We start from the raw sequence: 15,382 nt of genomic DNA, 5'->3' as shown, positions 1-15,382 counted from the left end.
CAAGAAAATCGGAAAAAGATGAAACAGCCTCGTTTTCTCAAGAAAACAGGCGTTCGCCGCGACGGCTAAGGGCACCTTAAGAGTAAAACTCGACATATATATGAACTTGTGGGCTTTATGGGGCCGTCCCGACCCCACAGGACACCAAACAGACCAGAAATGAGGCATAACTTGCTGGCTTACCGCATCGCGATATCGGCGCTTGCCCCAATCCTGACGACTCTGTTCGCTGTCCGAACCCTGCGGGGCCAAGAGGATTCCGCCGCTTTGACCCAGCGGTTCGGTCTGGGTCCCACCGAGACGGGCCACTCTATATGGCTCCATGGGGCCAGCAATGGGGAACTGCACTCTGCCCGGCCCCTGATCGAGGACTTGCGAGAGGCGCGGCCTGACTTGGGGATCGTCGTCACCACGAATACTGTGACTGGCCGGAATATGGTGAACGGTTGGCAGATCGAAGGGGTTCGCGCCTATTGCGCCCCTTTGGACCTGCGCGCGACCACCAACAGTTTTCTGACTCGGCACCGTATTGTCGCTCTGATCAGTTTAGAGAATGAACTCTGGCCCAACCGGATTGTTGAAACCGCGCGGCGCGGGCTGCCGGTTTGCCTGATCTCGGCCAAGATCTCTCGGAAGTCCGCGAAGATCTGGAAGCGGATGCCGGGATTGCGCTCCAAGATGTTCAGTAGCGTTTCGATGATTGCCCCTCAGGATCGGGGGTCCCGCAACCGGTTCAAGGCCTTGGGCATTCGCGAACGCCAACTCGCACCCATTATAGAGCTGAAATCCCTGTATCGCGCCGCCGATGCTACGCCCCCTGCCCTGCCCAAGCCGCGCCACGCCATCTGGCTGGCAGCGTCCACCCATGAGGGAGAGGAAGAGCAGGTGCTGGATGCGCAGGTCACTCTGGCCGCTTCCGACACCGCGCCAATGCTGATCCTTGCGCCCCGTCATCCCAGAAGGGCACCGGAAATCCGCGCGATGATAGAGGCGCGCGGCCTGACCTGTGCCCAACGCAGCCGCGATGAGCAGCCCACCCCCGAAACGCAGGTCTATCTGGTCGATACCATGGGCGAGATGCCCATGTGGTACCGCGCGGCGGCGGCGACGTTTGTGGCGGGATCGCTGGTGGACAAAGGCGGTCATACCCCGTTCGAGCCTGCGGCCTATGACACGGGAATCATCCACGGTTGGTCCTCTCGCAATTTCCAGCGCATTTACCGTGATCTGGACACAAGCGGGGGCGCAATCCGTGTGGCCAATGCGGCAGAACTGGCCGATGCCGTCGCAACAATGCTGGAAAATCCGGACCACTATATCCAGTCCGCGCAGCAAGTGATCAGTCAGACGGCGGATCTGGCCCCCTTGGTGGCGCGGATCCTTACTTTGCTGCCCTCGGCCCCGCAGGGATAACCACAAAGATATTTTCTAAAACTTTCAGATACACCCGAACGGACCAATCTGCTAAAAGACCATTAAATTCTGCAACAGTTTTAAGGGATCTTTGAGTCCCACGCTCGTTCGCAGTCTGGTCCCGCAGCCCCTCTGCCCTCCGGAACGATATCTGAACGATGGCCTATTCGAACTACCGCGCGCTTCTTGTGAACGATGCCGACGGCTGGCATGACGGTGACGGAACGATCACCTATTCGTTCGCGGACGACACGCCCCCCGACTATTACGACACCCTGACCTTTCGCGGACAAGAGGTCTATGACATCGCGGGCTATGACGTCTCGACCAGCCAAAGCGTTGCGATGACCGAAGCCGAGCAGAACATGACCCTGCGCGCGATCGCCGCCTGGAACGAGGTCGCGAACGTCAATCTGGTCGCCTATTCCGGCGAGACCAGCGAAAGCACCAAGGTTGATGCGGACACTACCGCGCGCAGCTATGTCTCGGTGCTGCCCTTTTCGGACGACACTTCGACTCAGGTCGATATCTCTGCGGTTTTCGAAGACGGCCTGAACATTTTCGGGGAAACGCTGGATGCCTCGACCCTGTTCGTGAACTCGAACGGCAGCATCACCTTTGGCGAGGGGTTCGATGCCCCCGATCCCTATACCCTGAACGAAGCCACCCCCGCGATCATCGCCGCTTTCTGGACCGATATCGTGACCGGCCCCGAGGGCATCACCAAAGAGATCGACGTCGAGGCCGGCACCGTCACCTTTGAATGGCGGCACGTGACCAGCTATTCCGGCAGCCTCGAGGATGACGCCCCCGAGAACACCTTTAGCATCACGCTGGTGGATCAGGGCGACGGCGACTTCGATATCATCTTCGACTACTCCGAAATTAACTGGACCTACGAGGACATCTCGGGCGCCGCTTCGGCAGCGGTTGCGGGCTTTGCGTCTTCGGCCACGTGGTACGAAACCGTCTATTCGGCCAGCCTGACCGCCCTGAGCAGTCTGGACAGCGCCACCGGCAACACCGGCACCACGGGCGTCTACACCTATCAGTTCCGCGACGGGTACCTCTATATCGACGGCGTCCTTTCGACCGAGATCGCGGCGCGCGGCTCCTCCTACGCGGCCGAAGGCACAACCAGCACCTCGACGGCAAGCGTGGGGGACATCGTCTTTGGCTCGGCCGAGTTTGACGACCCGGACCTATATGGCTTTACCGCGGGACTGCCCTATGACGGGGCCTTGGACACGGTGTCGTCGATCGGGGATGTGTGGATCAACTCTGCCAATTCCGATCAGGAGAACGGCGGCACCCCAGCCTATGGGCACACCAGCTGGAACACCTATCTGCACGAGATCGGCCACGCGCTGGGTCTGGAGCACCCCAATGACGATCCCTCGAACGACGATATCACCAACCAAGAGACCGTGATGTCTTATATCGTCCATCCGTCAGAGGCGGACGAAGACGACGTGGATCAGGCTTGGCCCCTGACCCCGATGGTTTGGGACATTCAGGCCATTCAGGCGCTCTATGGGGCGAACACCACCACGCGCACCACGAACACGGTGTATTTCGGCAACGGTAACAGCGCCTATGACGAGGCCGAGTACCAGTACGCCACCAATGACGACAATTCCCTTGGTATGCAGGTGCTGGGAGAGGACGGCATCTACCGCGATGTGATCCTGACCATCTGGGACGCAGGCGGCATCGACCTGATCGACGCGTCGGATATGGCGAACGCCAGTGACATCGACCTCAGGGCGGGCAAGTACTCCTCGATCGGCGAGATCGAAAACAACATCGCCGTGGCCGCCGCTGTCCGCGTTGACGGACAGGTCATCAACTGGGTCGAGAACGCTTGGGGTGGCCAAGGTGACGACCGCATTCGCGGAAACGGTGCAGACAACCAGCTGCGCGGAAACGTTGGCGCGGACACTCTGATCGGGGCGGCGGGCAATGACACCCTTGGTGGCGGCAGCGGTGATGACAGCCTCAGCGGCGGCAGTGGGCAGGACCGATTGGCAGGTCATGACGGAGACGACATCCTGTCCGGCGGCAATGCCAAAGACGTGCTGCTTGGCGGAGCGGGCAACGATTCACTGAACGGCGGCGCCAAGGACGACGTGCTGCGCGGCAACGGTGGCAGCGATGTCTTGTCCGGCGGCACGGGGCATGACCTACTGGTTGGCGGCACGGGCGACGACGATCTCTTTGGCGGGGTGGGCAATGACACCCTGCGCGGCAACGCCGGTCAGGATACCTTGGTCGGCAGTTTCGGGGATGATCTGCTGTTTGGCGGAAGCGGTGCCGATGTCTTTGGCATGGACGCAGGCGACGACGTGATCGCCGATTTCGACGTCGATACCAGCGGCGAACTGATCACAATCGAGAAGTCCTCGGGCATCTTGCGCTTTACCGATCTGATCCGCCATCACGCGGTCGATACCGACGACGGCGTGGTCATTACCGATGATCAGGGCAACACACTGACGCTGGCTGACGTAGCCTTGGCCGAGCTGAGCAGCGATCACTTCGCCTTCTATTGACGCCTCAAACCTGCACCGCAAACCGCGCGGTCAGGTGGTTCAGCCGGTCCGTGACCTCTGGCCGGATGTCGCCGTTCCGGTGCACGTCCCGCAAGGTGTCGAACCAATGGGGCGGCGGGTTTCGCCCCAGCCGGTGACCGGAAAAGCTGAGCCCCCGCAGCACCTGCTGGGCCGCGTCTGGCAATCGCTCCGGCACATCGAACCCGTTCAGACTGGCCCAGACACCCGTCCACAGACGCCCCACGGACCAAGGGTTATAGCCCCCTCCTCCCAGCACCAGATAGCGCGGTGCCATCCCCAGCAGATCGCGCACGATCCGCCAATGGGCGTTGTTCGACAGGCACAGGCGGGACAAAGGGTCCTCGGTCACCGCATCGGCCCCGCATTGCAGGACGATGGCATCGGGGGCGAATTGCTGAACGGCGGGCAGGATCAGTCGGTCGCGGATCAGGGCCATTTCGGTGTCGTTCAGGCCCGCAGGGACCGGCAAGTTGAAGAGGGTTCCTGCGCCCTCATCGGTCAGTGCTCCGGTGCGGGGCCAGCGGTTCTGCTCGTGGACCGAGATCATCAGCGTCTCGGGATCATCGCCAAACGCGACCTCGACCCCGTCAGGATGGTGGGCGTCAATGTCGATATAGGCCACCCGCCGCGCCCCGCTTCGGCGCAAGGACAGGATCGCCAGCACCGGATCGTTCAAATAGCAGAACCCGTTCGCGCGCGCGGGCATTCCGTGATGGGTCCCGCCCGCAGGGGAGTAGATCACCCCGCCCCGCGCCAGCAGTTCCCCCGCCAGCAAGGACGCCCCGGCCGAGGTTGCGGGCCTACGCCAGACCTCGGGGTAGACGGGGTTCGCGGTGGTGCCCAATCCGAACCGTTCGGCATCTTCGGGGGAGACGGTTTGCTCGGCCTCGGCCTGCTGCAGCGCCGCCAGATAGTCGGGGTCGTGCCAGATGGTCAGGGCGCCAGCCTTGGCACGCGGGCTGGTGATGTATTGATCGGCCGGAAGCCACCCCATCGCCCGCGACAAATCCATCACCGTAGACACACGCGGCACCCGCAAGGGGTGCCACCGTCCATAGGACGAGTTGCGGTAAATCTCGGACCCGATAAACAGCGGGGCCGTGCGTGGGTCTTTCATCGGGGTTAGTTGACCAGTTGCTCTTCGATCTTGGCCACCAGTTGGGGGGCGGTGGGTTTCACGACCGAACCATAGGTCGCCACGACCTCGCCCTGCGGGGACACCAGCACCTTGTTAAAGTTCCAACCGGGGGTAAAGCCCGTGGTCTCGGCCACCCATTTATAGAACGGATGCGCCTGATCCCCCGTCACCACCGAGATATCGGTCATCGGCATGGTCAGATCGAAGTTTACGGCGCAGAAATCCTTGACCTCTTCGGCGGACTTCAACTCCTGCCGGAAGTCATTGGACGGCACCGCCAGAACCACCAGCCCCTTGTCGCTATATTCTTCGTACAGGGCCTGCAGATCATCGTATTGGGGCGTAAATCCGCAGCGCGAGGCGGTGTTGACCACCAGCACGGGATGCCCCTCCCACGAGGCGGTATCCATTTGACCGCCATCAATGGACGTAAACGCAAAGGCCCCCATGCCCGCCCAAGCAGAACCGGCGGACAGGATCAGGACCGACACAAGACAACCTTTGGCAAACATTCGACTTTTCCTCCAAGCGATCGGGACGCTGCCCTTACCACCTTTACGCGCAGAGTCCCGTAAAGTTTCGCACACAGAATGATCACGGACATTTTTGCGCGGGTTTTCGCCATTTCTCCTGTACCCTATGTAGCAGCGCAATCCGATCCGACCAGACCGCGCACCCGTTGGCCGGATATTGCATTCGCCCGTCAGACCCATATTTTCAGCCGGACCGCGGTTGAGGAGAGCCGATGATCCGCTACGACCTGAAATGTGCCGATGGCCATGTGTTTGACAGCTGGTTCCAGTCCAGCAGCGCCTATGACAAGCTTGCTGCGGCGGGCATGGTGTCCTGCGTCATTTGCGGCGGGACCAAGGTCGAAAAGGCGCTGATGGCCCCGCGGGTGACCACCTCGGACAAGGCCGCCGCGCCCAAGCCTCAGACCCCTGCCCCCCAACCGCAAGAGGCGCCGAAATTGTCGGAGCCCGCCAGCGACGTGGAAAAGGCCCTGACCGAGATGCGCAAGCACATCGAAAAGAACGCTACCTATGTGGGCGGCAATTTCGCCAATGAAGCCCGCGCCCAACACACCGGCGAGGCCCCCGAACGCGCCATTTATGGCGAGGCCAAGCCCGAAGAGGCCAAGGCCCTGATCGAAGAGGGCGTGCAGATCGCGCCCCTGCCCTTTACCCCGACCAGAAAGACCAGTTGATGACCGTTCTGATTACCGGTGCCAACCGTGGCATCGGCCACCAATTGTTCAATGATTACACTCAGGCCGGCGAAAAGGTGTTCGGCACCGCCCGCAGCGGCATAGACTACATGCCGCTCGAGATCACAGATCCCCAGAGCCACGCGGCGTTGGCCTCGCATCTGGCGGGCGAACCGATCGACCTGCTGGTGTGCAACGCGGGGGTCTATCTGGACACCGACGAGTCGCTGGATAATGGCTACCCCAAGGACATGTGGCGTCAGACCTTTGACGTGAACGTCACGGGGGTCTTTCTGACCATCCAGCACCTGCTGCCAAACCTGCGGGCCGCGAAAAACGCCCGCATCGCGATCATTTCCTCGCAGATGGCGTCGCATACCCGTGCACCCGGCGGCAGCTATATCTATCGTGCCTCCAAGGCGGCGGTTCTGAACCTTGGGCGCAACCTGTCAACGGACCTGCGCCCCGAGGGAATCGCGGTAGGCATTTACGACCCCGGATGGGTCCGCACCGATATGGGCACCCAATCGGCGGAAATCGACGTAACCGTGTCCTCTCGCGGGCTCATCGCGCAATTTGAGGCCCTGAACATGGCCACTTCGGGCAAGTTTCTGACTTGGGACGGCCGCGATCACCCTTACTGACCCTTGCGAATGCGCCGCCGTCCGCGTAAGTGCGGGCGGACTTTAGGTGACAGGGGGGTACTTATGCCTATCCTAGTGATGAAATTCGGCGGCACGTCCGTCGCAAACCTTGACCGCATCCGCCGCGCTGCGAAACGCGTCGGTCTGGAAGTGGCCAAGGGCTATGATGTCATTGTCATCGTCAGTGCCATGTCGGGCAAAACAAACGAGCTGGTCGGTTGGGTCAACGAGACCTCACCGCTTTATGACGCGCGTGAATACGACGCCGTCGTCAGCTCGGGCGAGAATGTCACCGCTGGCCTGATGGCTCTGACTCTTCAGGAAATGGACATCCCGGCCCGCAGCTGGCAGGGCTGGCAAGTGCCGCTGAAGACCACTTCGGCGCACGGTCAGGCCCGGATCGAAGAGATCCCCACCGACAACCTGCTGGGCAAGTTCGGTGAAGGCATGCGCGTGGCCGTTGTTGCTGGTTTCCAGGGCATCAGCCCCGAAGGCCGCATCACCACGCTGGGTCGTGGCGGCTCGGACACCACTGCTGTGGCGTTTGCTGCTGCGTTCGACGCAGAGCGTTGCGACATCTACACCGATGTGGACGGCGTCTACACCACCGACCCCCGCATCAGCGACAAAGCCCGCAAGCTGGACAAAATCGCGTTCGAGGAAATGCTCGAACTGGCCAGCCTTGGTGCCAAGGTCCTGCAGACCCGCTCGGTCGAGCTGGCAATGCGTTACAAAGTGAAGCTGCGCGTTCTGTCCAGCTTCGAAGAACCGTCGGACGAGGCCGGTACGCTGGTCTGCGCTGAGGAGGAAATCATGGAAAACAAAGTTGTCTCCGGTGTCGCCTACAGCCGCGACGAAGCAAAAATGACTCTGGTTTCGGTTGCTGACCGTCCCGGTATCGCAGCCGGCATCTTCGGCCCGCTGGCCGAGGCAGGCATCAACGTGGATATGATCGTCCAGAACATCTCGGACGAAGGCACCACCGACATGACCTTCAGCTGCCCCACCGATCAGGTGAAGCGCGCCGAGAAGGCTCTGAACGATGCCAAAGCGGCCGGCACCATCGGTTTCGAAGAGATCATCGCAGACACCAACGTTGCCAAGATTTCGGTCGTCGGCATCGGTATGCGCAGCCAGCCCGGCGTTGCGGCCAAGATGTTCAAAACCCTCTCGGACGAGGGCATCAACATCAAGGTTATCGCGACCTCGGAAATCAAGATTTCGGTCCTGATCGATCGGAAATACATGGAACTCGCGGTTCAGGCACTGCATGATGCCTTTGAACTGGAGAAATCAGCCTAAGGGGCACCATGCCCGACGGAACCGAAAGCGAAAGCAGAAAGCTTCTTGTCCGACTGCGTGACACGCTCGCCGAAGGCGGCGCGGGTCAGGAGCGGTTGGACAAGATCACGCATCTGATCGCAAGCTCGATGCGGACAGAGGTATGTTCTATCTACCTCTTCCGCGACGACGAAACACTGGAACTCTGCGCCACCGAGGGCCTGAAGGCCGAGTCGGTGCACCAGACCCGTCTGCGTCTGGGAGAGGGCCTTGTGGGCCGCGTTGCCCGCACCACCCAAATCGTCAACACCGCCAACGCCCCCTCGGAAAAGGGTTTCCGCTATATGCCGGAAACCGGCGAAGAGGCGTATTCGTCCTTCCTCGGTGTGCCGATCCAGCGCCTTGGAGAGACCCTTGGCGTTCTGGTCGTGCAGTCTAAAGAGGCGCGCGAATTCTCCTCGGACGAGGTGTACGCCCTAGAAGTGGTCGCCATGGTTCTGGCCGAGATGGCCGAACTGGGTGCCTTTGTCGGGGATGGCGCGGCGCTGAAGGCCCTGCACCAGCAGCCCGTCTTGTTCCGCGGCACCGTGGGCCAAGAAGGCGCTGCCGAAGGCCACATCTGGCTGCACGAACCGCGCGTTGTGGTGACCAACCCCGTTTCCGACGACCCCGCCGCCGAGACCGAGCGCCTCCGCAAGGCCGTGGACGAACTGCGCATGTCCGTCGATGAAATGCTGACCGTCGCCGCAGGCGAGGACGCAGATCAGACCGAGGTCCTAGAGGCCTACAAGATGTTCGCCAATTCCAAGGGCTGGCTTCGCCGCATGGAAGAGGACATCGCCCGCGGTCTGTCCGCCGAAGCCGCCGTGGAAAAGGAACAGTCCGTCGCCCGTGCGCGGATGGCCCGATCCACCGATGCTTATCTGCGCGAACGTCTGAACGATCTGGACGACCTGTCGAATCGCCTTTTGCGAATCCTGACCGGTCAGGGACGTGATACGGGGGCCGATATGCCCCCCGATCCGGTTCTGGTCGCCCGCAACATCGGCCCCGCCGAGCTGTTGGACTATGGCCGCAACCTGCGCGGCGTGATTCTGGAAGAAGGCTCGGTCGGTAGCCACGCCGCGATCGTCGCTCGTGCGCTGGCGATTCCGCTCGTGGTCCACGCCAGCAACATCACCACCGAGGCGCTGAACGGGAACCACGTGCTGGTCGATGGCGATCAGGGCATCGTGCACCTGCGCCCCGATGAAAACGTGGTCAAGGCGTTCCGCGACCAGATGGCGATGCAGGCCGAGGCGCAACAACGCTATGCCTCGATCCGTGATCTGCCAGCCGAAACCCTGTGTGGCAAACGCATTTCGCTGACCATGAACGCCGGTCTGATGGCCGACCTGCCCTCGCTGCCCACTTCGGGTGCCGAAGGGGTGGGTCTGTTCCGCACCGAGCTACAGTTCCTGATCCGCAACAAGATGCCCAAACGGGCCGAGCTGTCCTCGCTCTATGCGCGGGTGATCGACGCGGCCGAAGGTCAGCGCGTGGTGTTCCGCACGCTGGACATCGGCTCGGACAAGGTGCTGCCCTACATGAAGCCCAACGACGAGCCGAACCCCGCCCTTGGCTGGCGCGCGATTCGTGTGGGCTTGGACAAGCCGGGCGTCCTGCGGATGCAGCTTCAGGCGCTGATCCGTGCCTCGAACGGGCGGCCATTGTCGCTGATGTTCCCGTTCATCGCGCAGATGGACGAGTTCACCCTCGCCCGTGAGGAAATGGACAAGGCTCTGGCCCGCGAAGAACGTCTGGGTCATGTGCTGCCCTCGAAGATCGAGATCGGCACCATGCTGGAGACGCCCTCGCTGGCGTTCGCCCCGCAGGCGTTCTTTGAGCAGGTGGATTTCGTGTCCATCGGCGGGAACGACCTGAAGCAGTTCTTCTTTGCCGCCGACCGCGAGAATGAGCGCGTGCGCCGCCGCTATGACACGCTGAACGTGGCGTTCCTGTCCTTCCTTGAGGGGATCGTGAACCGCTGCCGCACCACCGATACACCGCTGTCCTTCTGCGGCGAAGACGCGGGCCGCCCGATCGAGGCGCTGTGTCTGGCCGCCATCGGCCTGCGCAGCTTGTCCATGCGTCCGGCGTCCATCGGTCCGGTCAAGCACCTCTTGCGCCGCACCAATCTGGACGAACTGTACCAAGTGATCGCCGAGGCCCGCGAGGCCGGTGAACAAACCGTCCGCCCTGCGGTCATGAAGTACCTCAGCCAATCGGCGGCCGCCGAGGCGCTGTGACATCAGCCACCAGAATCACAAAGGGCGGACCGCAGCGGTCCGCCCTTTTGCGTTAGATCAGCTTGGATCCCCATTTGCGGACCTGGCCGGTGATTCCGTCCCAGTCACCGATCCCCAGAACCCGGTCGGGGTTGGTGGGCGGGGGCATTTCCACGCCGGTCAGTTTCTCGAATCCGAAGCGGCTGTAATAGGGGTAGTCCCCCACCAGCATCACGCGGGGCCAGCCCAACTCGTCGGTCCGCCCCAAGGACGCCCGCATCAGGATACCGCCCAAGCCCTCGCCCTGACGGGTCGGGTGCACGGCCACGGGCCCGAGCAGCAGCGCAGGCGCGTTTCCGACCAGAATCGGCCAGAACCGGATCGCACCGGCCAGAATGCCGTCGCCATCCCGCGCAGTCAGGCAAAGTTCGGGAACACGCTGGACGTTATCCCTCAGGCGATAGGACGACAGAGCCTCCCGACCCGGTGCAAAGCACAGGTCGTACAAAGCTTCGACTTCCCAGACGTCTGTTGGCTTTTCCTGCGCTATATCGAACACCTGACCTCCAATCTTTTCGAGTGGCATGGCGGGTACCATGACGCTACCTCTGTAGCAATCATCTAGGAGGAGTTCATGTTCTATCGCCCCGAGGACGGCCACGGATTGGCGCATAATCCGTTCAATGCGATCGTAACGCCCCGCCCGATCGGCTGGATTTCGACGCGAGATATGGATGGTCATGATAACTTGGCCCCCTATTCGTTTTTCAACGCGGTCGCGTATGTGCCGCCACAGGTGATGTTCGCCTCGACCTCGTCCAAGGCCGACCGCGGCGATACCAAGGACAGCGTGTCCAACATCCGCGAGACCGGCGTGTTCTGCGTGAACATCGTCGAATATGCCGCCCGCGATGTGATGAACAAATCCTCGGCGATGGTGGATCGCGGCACAGATGAGTTCACCCTAGCAGGAATTGAACGCGCCGAATGCGAAACTGTTCCGGTCTCCCGGGTGGCGGGGGCGCCGGCCTCGCTCGAATGCCGGATGACGCAGATCATCCAGCTGGAGGGCGAGTCGAACTTCGCGGTGTTCGGAGAGGTGGTCGGCATCCATATGCGCGACGACTGTCTGGTTGATGGCCGCTTTGACGTGACCCGCTTCCAGCCGCTGACCCGCCTGGGCTATCGCGATTATGCGGTGATCAAAGAGGTCTTCAGCCTGACCCGTCCCGACGACTGATCGCCCCTGCCGTATTCCCAAGCCCGCCTCGCCCGCGTATCCATAAGCGGAACCCAACAGACGGAGGGCATCATGGACACCATGATCGGGATTATCGGGGGCAGCGGCCTTTATGACATCGACGGACTTCAGGACGCCGCGTGGACCACGGTCGAGACCCCTTGGGGGGCGCCCTCGGACCAGATTCTGACCGGCGTTCTGGACGGGCTGAAGATGGCGTTCCTGCCCCGTCACGGACGCGGGCACGTCCACAGCCCATCCACCGTGCCCTACCGCGCGAATATCGACGCCCTGAAACGGCTGGGGGTGACGGATATCATCAGCCTGTCCGCCACGGGATCGTTCCGCGAGGAAATGGCCCCCGGTGATTTCGTCATCGTGGACCAGTACATCGACCGCACCCGAGGTCGGGCGAAATCCTTCTTCGGCACGGGCTGCGTGGCCCATGTCAGCTTGGCCCACCCCACCTGCCCGCGCCTGTCCGACATCGTGGCCGAAGCCGCCGCAACCGCTGGCGCGACCGTTCACCGCGGCGGCACCTATCTGGCGATGGAAGGGCCGCAATTCAGCACCTTGGGCGAATCGAAGCTCTACCGTGAAGTCTGGGGCTGCGATGTGATCGGCATGACCAACATGCCCGAGGCCGCTTTGGCCCGCGAAGCCGAGATTTGCTATGCCTCGGTCGCGATGGTCACCGACTATGATAGCTGGCACCCCGACCACGGCGAGGTCAGCGTCACCGACATCATCAAGACCCTGCAAGGCAATGGCGAAAAGGCCCGCAACACCGTCCGCGCCCTGCCCTCTCTGATCAGCCGCGACCGCGACCCCTGCCCGCACGGCTGTGACCGCGCGTTAGAGTTTGCCATCATGACCGCACCTGATAAACGGGATGCCGAACTTTTAAGCAAACTCGACGCGGTCGCTGGCCGCGTCCTGAAAGGCACCAAATGACTCAGGTCCAAGACTACATCCGCACCATCGTCGATTTCCCGAAACCGGGGATCATGTTCCGCGACGTGACCACGCTGTTCAGCAATCCGCGCGGGTTCCGCATGGCGGTGGACCAACTGCTGCACCCCTATGCCGGTCGCCGCATCGACGTGGTGGTGGGCCTTGAGGCGCGCGGATTTATCCTTGGTGGGGCGGTCGCGCACCAGTTGGGGACCGGTTTCGTGCCGATCCGCAAAAAGGGCAAACTGCCCGGCACCGTGATCTCCGAAGCCTACACGCTGGAATACGGCGAGGCTGTGGTCGAAGTGCACGACGACGCCATCGCCGCCGGTCAGACCGTCCTGATCGTGGATGACCTGCTGGCCACCGGCGGCACCGCCGAAGCGGGCATCAAGCTGGTCGAGCGCCTTGGCGGTCAGATCGCGGGCTGCGCGTTTGTGGTGGACCTGCCCGATCTGGGGGGCCGCAAACGGCTCGAGGCGATGGGGATCGAGGTCCACGCCCTCTGCGCCTTTGAGGGGGACTGAGGATGCCCCCCGCCGCAAAGTTCGCTGCCGATTGGGAAGCGGGTTGGAACAGCCATGATCTGGACCGGATCATGGCCCACTACAGCCCAGACATCGTCTTCCGGTCGAAAAAGGCGCTGGCTCTGGTCGGCACCGGAGAGGTGCGCGGGCACAACGCCCTGCGCGCCTATTGGCAAGCCGCGCTGGATAAACAGCCCGACCTGCATTTCACTGTCCGCGATGTCTTTGCCGGACACGAGATGATGGTGATCACCTACGAAAACCACCGCGGCGTGCTGGCGGCAGAGACGCTCTATTTCGGCGCGGATGGTTTGGTCATTCAAGCAGCCGCCTGCCACGCGGGTTAACGGCGTTTGACGTTCAGGCGTTGCGGGCGATGATCCGCAAGATCAGCCAGACGATGCCCGACAGCATCACGACCGTCAGCCCCGTTGCCATCAGGATCTGCGCGATACGGTGTAGGATGCCCCTGCCCGGCAGAACCTCGGCGCTGATGAATTCGCTCGCCACTTCGTGTCGCACCCGCAAACCGCGAAAGGCTGAGCGGGTGAAATAGCCCCTGAGAAAATAGCGCAGAACAAAGTTGACGATCAGCAGGTTCAGCCCAGCCAAGAACGCGGCGCCCCCGCCAACCAGAACCTTCAGAACATCTGACTCGGACATGCACCCCTCCGGCGCGAAATATGGGCCCAGAGTGCCCGCATCCCCACGCCGAATATAGCCGATTCTCAGGCCCGCAGAATCACACCGGGGTTCATGATTCCCTTGGGGTCCAGCGCCTGTTTGATCGCGCGCAGGGCGGCCAGTTTTACCGGATCGCTGTACTTCTCCAGATCGCTGACTTTCAGGCGGCCAACGCCGTGCTCCGCACTGACCGAGCCGTTATAGGCGTGGACCAGATCGTGCACGCCAGCCTTCACCGCGCTGCGCAGGTGTTCGTAATCGTGGCGCGATTTCCCAGCGGCGGGGAAGATGTTGTAGTGCAGGTTCCCGTCCCCCAAGTGGCCAAAGCAGTTCACGCGCACATCGCCGATCTCGGCCATCTTGGCGTTCCCTTCGCGGATAAACTCGGGGATTCGGCTGATCGGAACCGAAATATCGTGGCTGCTGATCGAGCCGATCCGTCGATTCCCCTCGGGGATATTCTCGCGGATGTTCCATAGGTCGATGCGCTGCTGTTCGGACTGCGCGATCAGACCGTCAGTGACAATCTCGGCCTCGAAGGCCTCGGCGAACAGGGATTCCAGCGCCTCGGCAGGGTTCAGGCCCTTGGCCAGCCCCACATCCATCAGGACGCTCCATTCGGGGGACTCGTCATAGGGCAAGCGCAGTTCGGGCATGGTTTCGCGCAGGAAATCCCAACCCTGACGGTGCATCAGTTCAAAGGCGCTGATCCCCTCGGCCATGTGGCTGCGGGCCATTGCCAAGAGGTTCAGCGCCGCCTCGGGCGAGGGCACGACGAACAGCGCGGTGCCTTCGCTGGCGGGAATCGGGAACAGCTTCAGCGCAGCAGCGGTGATCACCCCGAGAGAGCCTTCGGACCCGACCATCAGGTTGCGCAGATCGTATCCGGTGTTGTCCTTGCGCAGGCGGGTCAGGCCGTTCCAGATGTCCCCGTTGGGCATCACAACCTCGAGCCCCAAGCACAGATCACGCGCATTGCCATAGCGCAGCACGTTCAGACCGCCCGCGTTGGTCGCCAGATTGCCCCCGATGCAGGCCGAGCCTTTGGCCGCGATCGACAGCGGGAACAGGCGGTTTTCCTTTTCCACGGCGGTGTGCAGGTCTTGCAGGATGCAGCCAGCCTCGACCACCAAGACGTTTTCATCAGGGTAAATGGCGCGGATTTTGTTCATGCGCTCCAGCGACAGGATCAGGGGTTCGATCCCCTCCTGCGCGATCTGGCCGCCGACCAGACCAGTCCCGCCCCCATAGGGCACCACGGGCACACCGGCATCATGGGCGATGCGAACCGCTGCAGCGACCTCTTCGGTGCAGGACGGCGCGACCAGCAGGCCCCCTTTGCCCTGATAGCGGCCACGCGGTTCCTCCAGATAGCGGGGCTCTAACGCACGAAAGGCGGCGGCGGGCAAGGCAGCGCGCAGGGCGCTTTCGATCTGGGTCACAGGGGTCATGGT

15 protein-coding genes are annotated in these 15,382 nt (G+C 62.2%); 10 read left to right on the top strand and 5 right to left on the bottom strand.

Annotated features, from left to right (window positions below):
- Positions 1-159 precede the first annotated feature (159 nt).
- Positions 160-1,413 carry a 3-deoxy-D-manno-octulosonic acid transferase gene (locus HJ536_RS13110; RefSeq protein WP_177158036.1) on the top strand — a complete coding sequence of 418 codons (1,254 nt, stop codon included), beginning with the start codon at positions 160-162 and terminating at the stop codon, positions 1,411-1,413.
- Positions 1,414-1,571: 158 nt separating this feature from the next.
- Entirely contained in the window at positions 1,572-3,965 is a 2,394-nt protein-coding gene (locus tag HJ536_RS13105; protein ID WP_177158035.1) for a nidogen-like domain-containing protein, read from the top strand.
- Between the two features lie 4 nt (positions 3,966-3,969).
- On the opposite strand, the gene HJ536_RS13100 is transcribed toward HJ536_RS13105, so the two are convergent.
- Together HJ536_RS13100 and HJ536_RS13095 are read right to left on the bottom strand one after the other, a co-directional pair.
- Positions 3,970-5,103, bottom strand: coding sequence for an acetoin utilization protein AcuC (locus HJ536_RS13100; protein WP_177158034.1), 1,134 nt, complete (start codon positions 5,101-5,103; stop codon positions 3,970-3,972).
- A gap of 5 nt (positions 5,104-5,108) precedes the next feature.
- Positions 5,109-5,636 (bottom strand): glutathione peroxidase, encoded by a 528-nt coding sequence (locus tag HJ536_RS13095; RefSeq protein WP_176855109.1) that lies wholly within the window; start codon positions 5,634-5,636, stop codon positions 5,109-5,111.
- A 233-nt stretch (positions 5,637-5,869) separates the two neighbouring features.
- Between HJ536_RS13095 and HJ536_RS13090 the strand changes: the two genes are divergently transcribed.
- From HJ536_RS13090 to ptsP, 4 genes are all read left to right on the top strand, one after another.
- Positions 5,870-6,331 (top strand): DUF1178 family protein, encoded by a 462-nt coding sequence (locus tag HJ536_RS13090; RefSeq protein WP_177158033.1) that lies wholly within the window; start codon positions 5,870-5,872, stop codon positions 6,329-6,331.
- Positions 6,331-6,975, top strand: a complete 645-nt coding sequence (locus tag HJ536_RS13085; protein WP_177158032.1) for an SDR family NAD(P)-dependent oxidoreductase — start codon at positions 6,331-6,333, stop codon at positions 6,973-6,975. Before HJ536_RS13090 ends, HJ536_RS13085 begins: the two co-directional genes overlap by 1 nt.
- A 63-nt stretch (positions 6,976-7,038) precedes the next feature.
- Positions 7,039-8,277, top strand: a complete 1,239-nt coding sequence (locus HJ536_RS13080) for an aspartate kinase (RefSeq protein ID WP_176855106.1) — start codon at positions 7,039-7,041, stop codon at positions 8,275-8,277.
- An 8-nt stretch (positions 8,278-8,285) separates the two neighbouring features.
- Positions 8,286-10,544 carry a phosphoenolpyruvate--protein phosphotransferase gene (ptsP, locus tag HJ536_RS13075; RefSeq protein ID WP_176855105.1) on the top strand — a complete coding sequence of 753 codons (2,259 nt, stop codon included), beginning with the start codon at positions 8,286-8,288 and terminating at the stop codon, positions 10,542-10,544.
- Positions 10,545-10,596: 52 nt separating this feature from the next.
- On the opposite strand, the gene HJ536_RS13070 is transcribed toward ptsP, so the two are convergent.
- Positions 10,597-11,109: a GNAT family N-acetyltransferase gene (locus tag HJ536_RS13070; RefSeq protein ID WP_177158031.1), complete on the bottom strand. Its 513-nt coding sequence runs from the start codon at positions 11,107-11,109 to the stop codon at positions 10,597-10,599.
- A gap of 48 nt (positions 11,110-11,157) precedes the next feature.
- On the opposite strand from HJ536_RS13070, the gene HJ536_RS13065 reads away from it, so the two are divergent.
- From HJ536_RS13065 to HJ536_RS13050, 4 genes are all read left to right on the top strand, one after another.
- The gene (locus HJ536_RS13065; protein WP_177158030.1) at positions 11,158-11,763 is read left to right on the top strand and encodes a flavin reductase family protein; all 606 of its coding nucleotides are present in this window, start codon (positions 11,158-11,160) and stop codon (positions 11,761-11,763) included.
- A 72-nt stretch (positions 11,764-11,835) separates the two neighbouring features.
- Positions 11,836-12,717, top strand: coding sequence for an S-methyl-5'-thioadenosine phosphorylase (locus HJ536_RS13060; protein ID WP_194245700.1), 882 nt, complete (start codon positions 11,836-11,838; stop codon positions 12,715-12,717).
- Positions 12,714-13,244, top strand: a complete 531-nt coding sequence (locus tag HJ536_RS13055; RefSeq protein WP_176855102.1) for an adenine phosphoribosyltransferase — start codon at positions 12,714-12,716, stop codon at positions 13,242-13,244. The genes HJ536_RS13060 and HJ536_RS13055 overlap by 4 nt, the downstream gene beginning before the upstream one ends.
- 2 nt (positions 13,245-13,246) lie before the next feature.
- A complete protein-coding gene (locus HJ536_RS13050) occupies positions 13,247-13,591 on the top strand; it encodes a nuclear transport factor 2 family protein (protein ID WP_177158029.1) in 345 nt (114 codons plus the stop codon).
- A gap of 13 nt (positions 13,592-13,604) precedes the next feature.
- On the opposite strand, the gene HJ536_RS13045 is transcribed toward HJ536_RS13050, so the two are convergent.
- Together HJ536_RS13045 and HJ536_RS13040 are read right to left on the bottom strand one after the other, a co-directional pair.
- Entirely contained in the window at positions 13,605-13,907 is a 303-nt protein-coding gene (locus tag HJ536_RS13045) for a hypothetical protein (RefSeq protein WP_177158028.1), read from the bottom strand.
- 65 nt (positions 13,908-13,972) lie between these two features.
- The gene (locus HJ536_RS13040) at positions 13,973-15,379 is read right to left on the bottom strand and encodes an FAD-binding oxidoreductase (RefSeq protein ID WP_177158027.1); all 1,407 of its coding nucleotides are present in this window, start codon (positions 15,377-15,379) and stop codon (positions 13,973-13,975) included.
- Positions 15,380-15,382: the final 3 nt, after the last annotated feature.

Origin of the sequence: Donghicola mangrovi, assembly GCF_013377535.1 — a bacterium.
GTDB lineage: Bacteria > Pseudomonadota > Alphaproteobacteria > Rhodobacterales > Rhodobacteraceae > Donghicola > Donghicola mangrovi.
Note: the sequence above shows the minus strand (reverse complement) of the source record. Positions and strands in the feature narration are given on the sequence as shown.